The 8,235-nt window shown below is 44.4% G+C and carries 5 protein-coding genes and 1 pseudogene; 5 read left to right on the top strand and 1 reads right to left on the bottom strand.

Annotated elements, in window-relative coordinates; all coding sequences use genetic code 11:
• Positions 1–111: 111 nt before the first annotated feature.
• The 5 genes from hutU (at position 112) to JHD45_RS22025 (ending at position 6,127) form a co-directional block, all read left to right on the top strand.
• Positions 112–1,797, top strand: a complete 1,686-nt coding sequence (hutU, locus tag JHD45_RS22045) for a urocanate hydratase (RefSeq protein ID WP_067019105.1) — start codon at positions 112–114, stop codon at positions 1,795–1,797.
• 98 nt (positions 1,798–1,895) lie between these two features.
• Entirely contained in the window at positions 1,896–3,428 is a 1,533-nt protein-coding gene (gene hutH / locus JHD45_RS22040) for a histidine ammonia-lyase (protein ID WP_199478750.1), read from the top strand.
• A gap of 27 nt (positions 3,429–3,455) precedes the next feature.
• The gene (gene hutI, locus JHD45_RS22035; RefSeq protein ID WP_199478749.1) at positions 3,456–4,751 is read left to right on the top strand and encodes an imidazolonepropionase; all 1,296 of its coding nucleotides are present in this window, start codon (positions 3,456–3,458) and stop codon (positions 4,749–4,751) included.
• The gene (gene hutG / locus JHD45_RS22030; RefSeq protein ID WP_199478748.1) at positions 4,748–5,563 is read left to right on the top strand and encodes an N-formylglutamate deformylase; all 816 of its coding nucleotides are present in this window, start codon (positions 4,748–4,750) and stop codon (positions 5,561–5,563) included. The genes hutI and hutG overlap by 4 nt, the downstream gene beginning before the upstream one ends.
• A 27-nt stretch (positions 5,564–5,590) precedes the next feature.
• Positions 5,591–6,127 carry a DUF924 family protein gene (locus JHD45_RS22025; RefSeq protein WP_199478747.1) on the top strand — a complete coding sequence of 179 codons (537 nt, stop codon included), beginning with the start codon at positions 5,591–5,593 and terminating at the stop codon, positions 6,125–6,127.
• 169 nt (positions 6,128–6,296) lie between these two features.
• On the opposite strand, the pseudogene JHD45_RS22020 reads toward JHD45_RS22025, so the two are convergent.
• A pseudogene (locus tag JHD45_RS22020) lies at positions 6,297–8,235 on the bottom strand (DNA-binding protein); the annotation flags it as partial.

The following is an 8,235-nucleotide window of genomic DNA, read 5'->3' as shown; positions in this document are numbered from 1 at the left end:
AAAAACCTCTATTGGATAGAAAAAAAGCTTGCAACAGACGCATTAAAAAATTATGTTTTAGTTAAGTTGTATATACATTTGAGATAACACATCATTTTAAAGGTACGGATCATGACTAAGCCAACTATTTCGCAAAAGCGTTACCGCGCAGGTGTTGTTAAAGCGCCAACGGGTACCACTCTCACCGCCAAGTCTTGGTTGACCGAAGCGCCGATGCGCATGTTAATGAACAATCTAGATCCTGATGTTGCAGAAAACCCAGAAGAATTAGTGGTTTACGGTGGTATTGGCCGTGCAGCGCGTGATTGGGAGTGCTATGACAAGATTGTTGAATCGCTAAAAGAGCTAGAAGCAGACGAGACGCTTTTGGTTCAGTCTGGTAAGCCAGTGGGCGTGTTTAAAACCCATAGCAACGCCCCTCGTGTTTTGATTGCCAACTCAAACTTGGTGCCACATTGGGCAAACTGGGAACATTTCAACGAACTGGATGCCAAAGGCCTCGCAATGTATGGACAAATGACCGCCGGTTCTTGGATCTACATCGGTAGCCAAGGCATTGTGCAAGGGACATACGAAACTTTTGTCGAAGCGGGCCGCCAACATTACGATGGTAAGCTAGCAGGTCGTTGGGTATTAACGGCGGGTCTTGGTGGTATGGGGGGCGCTCAACCACTAGCCGCAACTCTAGCGGGTGCCTGTTCTTTGAACATCGAATGTCAGCAAAGTCGCATCGATTTCCGTCTACGTACGCGCTATGTGGATGAGCAAGCCACTGATCTTGATGACGCCATGGCACGTATCAAAAAATACACAGCGGAAGGCAAAGCCGTCTCAATCGCATTATGTGGTAATGCTGCAGACATCCTACCTGAAATGGTAAAACGTGGCATTCGCCCAGACATGGTAACGGACCAAACCTCTGCCCATGATCCGCTAAATGGCTATTTGCCAATCGGCATGAGTTGGGAGGAATACCGTGAGAAATCTCAAACTGAGCCGCAGGCAATTGTTAAAGCCGCGAAACAGTCCATGGCGAAGCATGTTGAAGCCATGTTGGCATTCCAAAAAATGGGCATTCCCACCTTTGACTATGGCAACAACATTCGTCAAATGGCCATGGAAGAGGGGGTCGAAAACGCGTTTGATTTCCCAGGTTTCGTACCGGCTTACATTCGTCCTTTGTTCTGCCGTGGCGTGGGCCCTTTCCGTTGGGCAGCACTGTCAGGTAATCCAGAAGACATTTATAAAACCGATGCGAAAGTAAAAGAATTGATTCCAGACGATGAGCATCTACATCACTGGTTGGATATGGCCCGTGAGCGTATTCAATTCCAAGGTCTGCCAGCGCGTATTTGTTGGGTGGGTCTTGGTCAACGGGCCAAACTTGGCCTAGCCTTTAATGAAATGGTGCGCAGTGGCGAATTGTCGGCGCCAATCGTGATCGGCCGTGACCATCTAGATTCCGGCTCGGTGGCCAGTCCAAACCGGGAAACCGAAGGCATGCAAGACGGTTCGGATGCGGTATCCGATTGGCCGTTGTTAAATGCCTTGTTAAACACCGCGTCTGGCGCGACCTGGGTGTCTTTGCATCATGGCGGCGGCGTAGGTATGGGCTTTTCACAACACGCAGGTATGGTGATTGTCTGTGATGGTAGCGATGACGCGGCTGAGCGTATTGCGCGGGTTCTTCATAATGATCCAGCAACTGGCGTAATGCGTCATGCGGATGCAGGTTACGATATTGCCATTGAATGTGCGAAAGAGCAGGGGCTGAATTTGCCGATGGCACTGAAATAATGGGTTGTGGAGCGTCGAACAAGCATTAAAAACCCCGACTAACTTAACATTTACGAAATCGTCTTGCAGAACACCGCAACATATTAGAGAGAAACATCATGTTTGAATTAACCATAAAACCGGGTCAATTGAGTCTAAACGATCTGCGCCAAATCAGCCGTCGTCACGTTAAGCTAAGTCTTGATGACAGTGCCATTCCTGCGATTCATGCCAGCACACAGGTGGTGAACGATGTGATTGCAGAAAACCGCACTGTGTACGGTATTAACACAGGCTTCGGGTTGCTGGCCAATACACGTATCGCACCAGAAGATTTGGAAGAGCTACAACGCAGTATCGTGCTGTCTCATGCGGCAGGCATCGGCGAGTTAATGGATGACAAAACCGTCAAACTCATCATGGCGCTGAAAGTAAACAGCCTAGCCCGTGGGTTTTCTGGTATTCGCCTTGAAGTGATCGAAGCCTTGATGACTTTGATCAACAAAGAAGTCTACCCATGCATTCCGAAAAAAGGCTCAGTCGGTGCATCGGGGGATTTGGCACCATTGGCTCACATGAGTACGGTATTATTAGGCGAAGGCAAAGCCCGTTATCGCGGTGAAGTCATTTCCGGTCAAGCGGCGTTGTCTATTGCAGGGTTAGAGCCTATTACTTTGGCCCCCAAAGAAGGGTTGGCGCTACTAAATGGCACGCAAGCGTCCACAGCGTTTGCCTTGGAAGGTCTGTTTGAAGCAGAAGATCTGTTTGCGTCGGCGATTGTCTGCGGGTCTTTGTCAGTGGAAGCGGCGCTGGGTAGCCGCAGCCCATTTGATGCACGTATTCATGAAGTACGTGGTCATCAAACTCAAATTGATGCCGCAGCGGCTTACCGTCATCTATTGGGTGAAACGTCAGAGCTTGGCGATTCCCATAAAGGTTGTGAGAAGGTTCAAGACCCTTATTCACTGCGTTGCCAACCACAAGTGATGGGGGCTTGCCTTGAGCAAATCCGCAGCACAGCAAAAGTCTTGTGCGTGGAAGCCAATTCGGTGTCGGACAATCCATTGGTGTTTGCGGCAGAAGGGGACATTATCTCAGGGGGGAACTTCCATGCAGAACCGGTTGCCATGGCCGCAGACAATTTGGCGTTAGCGATTGCCGAAATCGGCAGCTTGTCTGAGCGTCGTATGGCGCTATTGATCGACAGCAACTTGAGCAAATTACCGCCATTTCTTGTAGACAATGGTGGTGTTAACTCGGGTTTTATGATTGCCCAAGTCACCGCAGCGGCGCTTGCGAGCGAAAATAAAACCTACGCCCATCCAGCGTCGGTAGACAGTTTACCGACCTCTGCCAACCAAGAAGACCACGTTTCTATGGCAACCTTTGCGGCACGCCGTTTGAAAGACATGGCGGAAAATACTCGCGGTATCTTAGCCGTGGAAATTTTGTCTGCGGTACAAGGCTTAGATTTCCGTGCTCCGCTGAAATCCAGTAAACGTCTAGAAAACGCCCGTGCGACTGTACGTGCTCGCGTGCCTTTCTACGATAAAGACCGTTACTTCGCACCAGACATTGAAAAAGCCAATGCATTGCTTCTGGAAGCGGTTCATAACGAAGCCATGCCAGCGGGTTTGCTACCGAGCGTTTAATGGTCGAAATGCATTAAGGAGTAAGCAATGACGACACCTAAGGCCGATTCTCAAACGCCCGTGGTCTTTGATAGCCTATGGCGTGGTGCCCATGTCGCGACGATGAAAGGAGGGAAGTACAGCTCCATTGAAAATGCGGCCATTGGTGTGGTCGACGGTCACATCGCTTGGATTGGCGAAGCTGCTGACTTACCTCATTACCAAGCGCATGCCGAGCATGATTTAGCGGGTGGTTGGGTCACCCCCGGTTTAGTCGATTGCCATACACACTTAGTGTTTGGCGGCAATCGGGCGGGGGAATTTGAGCAACGTCTCAATGGCGTTAGCTATCAAGAGATTGCCCAGCAGGGCGGCGGTATTGCCTCCTCTGTAAGAGCTACCCGTGATGCCAGTGAAGACGACTTAGTCGTCAGCGCTAAACGTCGCTTACAAAGCTTAATGCAAGACGGTGTCACCACGGTTGAGATCAAATCTGGCTATGGTTTATCCCTTGAAAGCGAGCTGAAAATGCTGCGAGTCGCCGCGCGTTTAGAGCAAGAGCTGCCTGTTAACGTGAAACTGACTTGTCTGGCGGCCCATGCTATGCCGCCAGAATACACAGATAAAGACGAATATATCGATTACCTTTGCGAGACAGTGTTGCCAAAAGTTGCTGAACTGGGAATGGCCGATGCCGTCGATGCTTTTTGTGAAGGGATTGCCTTTAGTACCGAGCAAGTGGCGCGTTATTTTAACACCGCCGAGTCGTTAGGTTTGCCCGTGAAAATCCATGCGGAACAGTTGTCTTCCTTAGGTGGTACTCGCATGGCATCGTCGTTTAAGGCTTTGTCGGCGGATCATATTGAATTTATTGAAGAAGCTGACGTGAAAGCCATGGCGGATTCTGGCACGGTGGCCGTGTTGTTGCCGGGGGCGTTTTTCACGTTAAAAGAAACCCAGCGCCCGCCAATTGCTTTGCTGCGTCAATATGGTGTGCCGATGGCGATTGCTACGGACGCCAACCCAGGGACGTCCCCCGCGTTATCTTTGCGTCTTATGATGAATATGGCCTGTACCTTGTTCGCGCTGACGCCAGAAGAAGCACTGGCTGGCGCCACTATTCATGCAGCAAAAGCATTGGGAATGGCCGATACTCATGGTAGCTTAGAAGTCGGTAAAGTGGCAGATTTCATCAGTTGGGACGTAGAAAGCCCTGGCGAACTCAGCTATTGGTTGGGTGGCAATTTAATAAAAGAGCGCATTTACTTTGGTAACAATAGCCACGGAAATAAAGGCTATGGTAACAAGAATTCAGACAATAAGAATCTAGGAGAAGCACCATGACAACCCCAGCACCTCTCACTCCCCCTGCGTTTGATTTTGTGCAAGGGGATTCACCTTTACTGGTTAGCATGCCGCACTGCGGATTGAATTTGACACCAGAGGTGGCAGCAGGTTTGACGGAGAAGGCGAAAAAGCTACCGGATACAGATTGGTATATGCCTGAGTTATACGACTTTCTTGTCTCTTTAGGCGTGGGTTTTATTAAAGCAAACTACTCTCGCTACGTGATTGACCTGAATCGTCCTTATGACGACAAACCCCTTTACGCGACCAAAACCACGGGCTTGTTTCCTGATATTTTATTTGACGAAAGCCCTATTTTTGAAGTGGGAAAAACACCAAGCGCTGAGCACCGAACCTTCTGTAAAGAGCAGATTTGGATGCCCTATCACGATGCGATTGCCCAGGAACTAGCACGTTTAAAAGCCAAATTTGGCTACGCGATTTTATTTGATGCACACAGTATCGCGGCCGAAGTGCCCATGTTATTTGAAGGGCATTTGCCGGACTTTAATTGGGGAACCAACGAAGGCAAGGCTTGTGACAGCACGTTAGCGAATGCCGCCACGCAAATCCTAAGACCCAACTACACACAAGTACTCAATGGTCGATTTACAGGGGGCTATATCACTCGTCATTTCGGCCAGCCGCATCATGGGGTTCACGCGATCCAGCTTGAACTTTCCCAAGACACTTACTTAAACGACGAGCTAGCGAAACAGTCGGAATATCAACTGGACGAGCAGAAACGACCTTTTATTACACAACAATTGAGAGATTTGATTGAAGCATTAATGGTGATTAAGCTTTAGTTAGTTTGTTGATTTGAGGCTAGCGTTATGTATCAAGAAGTATTGGATTTTTGGTTTAACGAGATTGATTCAGAGTTGTGGTTTCAGAAAGACACCGATTTCGATAATAAAATCATCACCAGGTTTGGCAAACTTCATCAACAAGCGGTTCAGGGGGAACTGTCCGCTTGGCGTCATTCTCCTAAAGGCGCATTGGCTGAGATAATTTTACTCGATCAATTTTCACGTAATATTTACCACGACCAACCAGAAGCTTTTGCTGCTGACTCGATGGCGTTAGCACTGGCTCAAGTAGCCATTCAAAACGGTTTTGATCAAGCCTTATCGCTTTCAGAACGAAGCTTTTTATATATGCCGTTTATGCACAGTGAATCCGCCGTGATTCATGAAGAGGCCGTAAAGTTGTTTAGAAGCTTGGGCATTGTGAATAATTTGGACTTTGAGCTGAAACACAAAAAAATTGTGGATCGTTTCGGTCGTTATCCACATAGAAATGCTATTTTAGGGCGAAAATCATCACCTGAAGAATTAGCATTTTTAGAGGAACCTAACTCTAGTTTTTAGCTCAGTCGTCTTACTATCATATTATTTTTTTGCTGACTTATTAATTGCTAAAACAAGTTATAGAAAAATGCTCACTATCAATGACGACATATTTAGTCGTACCTGAATATTCGCTAAAAAACCGCATGGATAATTTTTTTATTCTCATTTATAGATTTTAATAACGTGGCTACTTGTGTTTTTTAAATATCTTAATCATATCATCAGTTGTTTCTCTAAAAGAGTTCACTATTTTCAGTGTTTTTAAAATGCTAATTAATTTTCGATTCTCGGGCGTATTAGGTATTTTGGGTTGATCTTTTCCAGTTGAAATTAGCTGTGAATAGTCTCCTTTTAATAGTTTAAGAATTCTAAATAATTGCTCAGAGTCCATTGAAGGATTGAGATTAGAGGCAAGTAAAAGAATGATATCTTTCGTATCAATATCATTGTTTGCCATGTCCTCAATTACATTTGTAGGTAGAGTTTGATTTTGTGAAATAGCAAATCGGGCTAGTTGTTTAAGATCATTTTTGCTACAGTCCTTTGTAAACTCTTCTGCTTGTTCTACAATAGAAATCTTAGTATCTAACTCGATCGTATTGCTGGTTAGAAAATCAGCTAAATCACCATGTAAAAGCTCTGGGGTTATGTAGTGTTTAAACTCTTTGGATACTTGAATATAGCTCTCTCGGGTTGACCAGTCTGTCTCTAATAGATGTTCATAGATAGTAGCATCATCTTCAATAATGCTATTTTTGAGAAGTAGAATGTATAGATCGCTGTTTTCAATAGGAAGATCGCTTGCGCTGATCAAATTATCTTTTAGTTTCAAGCTGCGAACTAGTTGTGCTCTATGTATAGAAGTAAGTCTATTTTTATCGGCGTGCAAGATAGCTATGGCTAGTTTTTCTCTTTCATCCTCGGGTACTGATTCATGATCAGTTATAGCGGTATTTTTTATAAGAATATTTTCTATATATTTATCAATAGCCCCAATCGCTGATATGTAACTAGTGATGTTGTCGAATGTTGCAGTAAATCGGTTGAATTCAGCCAAACATTGCCAAGCATCCTTTTGAACATCATTTAGGTTTTCAATGATGCAGTGATCTGATGCATTCTCAATAATTTCGTATAAGTCGTCTGGATTTTTTGATGCTAAAACATCATCGATTATTCCTATAAAATGCTCGCTAGATGTAACCGTTTTGAAGGTGCTAACTACGGCCTGCAAGTATTTCTCTAAATTACGTAATAAATAGTGATAGATCTCTTCATCTTTTTCTGATGCTACATCTAATGCTAAATTTGTTTCATTATCTAACGCTATTTTGAGATTTTCTACATTGATTTCATACAGATTTTTTGCAATGAAGGTGTTTCGCATCGCTTCGGATAGAGGTCGCAACTCAGGTACTCGAATAGCTGCATTAGAGTACAGAAGGGCAATTCTTTCAGACTGATTTTTGTCTGATGATGAAAATAATACTGGTAGTTCAGAATAGTATTTTTGTAGGTATTCCGATACCTCATCGTCTATATTGTATTCTATTTCAGAGCTTAAGTGTTCGAGTGCAGCATTAACGAAACTACGTCTCAGTCCACCATAAAAATCTAATTGAGTAATTAGTAGCTTCAATATCTCTTTTGTTTTTGTAGTTAGCTTTTTAATTAGTTCATCGTGTTTGTTTTTACCATTTAAATATGCTTGTAAGAAATTTAGCTCATTATTACCAAATTGTATAAGTGATTGTACCATAATATCCGCTTTTACGGGATCATGCTTTAATAGGTAGTTTAGAATGGAAATGTTGTATAGACATGGTTCACTAAGTGATTGAACACCACACTCACTAATGATAGCCGTTATATCATTTTCTTCAAGGATTAGCTGTTCATCCATTATATTTGGTTCAATATTATGAATAATAAAATTCTGAGCTGACGCGCTTATAAAGTTTCCATGAAATATAGATGTATACAAAGTGAAATTGTCATTAATGTAGCCATGCTTTATGAGTTGATAGGCTAAGCCGTTGGATAATAAGCTACGAATTATCGTATCAAGACTTTGCTCTGATTGTTTATAGTTTATAAGGAAATTAGTATGTTGAATTAAATCCTTT

The organism is Marinomonas spartinae (assembly GCF_016461715.1).
Classification (GTDB): Bacteria; Pseudomonadota; Gammaproteobacteria; order Pseudomonadales; family Marinomonadaceae; genus Marinomonas; species Marinomonas spartinae_A.
This window is presented reverse-complemented; position numbering and strand designations above follow the sequence as displayed.

Coding starts and splice junctions, on each gene's coding strand:
- hutU (WP_067019105.1), top strand. CDS start 112: ATGACTAAGCCAACTATTTCGCAAAAGCGTTACCGCGCAGGTGTTGTT.
- hutH (WP_199478750.1), top strand. CDS start 1,896: ATGTTTGAATTAACCATAAAACCGGGTCAATTGAGTCTAAACGATCTG.
- hutI (WP_199478749.1), top strand. CDS start 3,456: ATGACGACACCTAAGGCCGATTCTCAAACGCCCGTGGTCTTTGATAGC.
- hutG (WP_199478748.1), top strand. CDS start 4,748: ATGACAACCCCAGCACCTCTCACTCCCCCTGCGTTTGATTTTGTGCAA.
- JHD45_RS22025 (WP_199478747.1), top strand. CDS start 5,591: ATGTATCAAGAAGTATTGGATTTTTGGTTTAACGAGATTGATTCAGAG.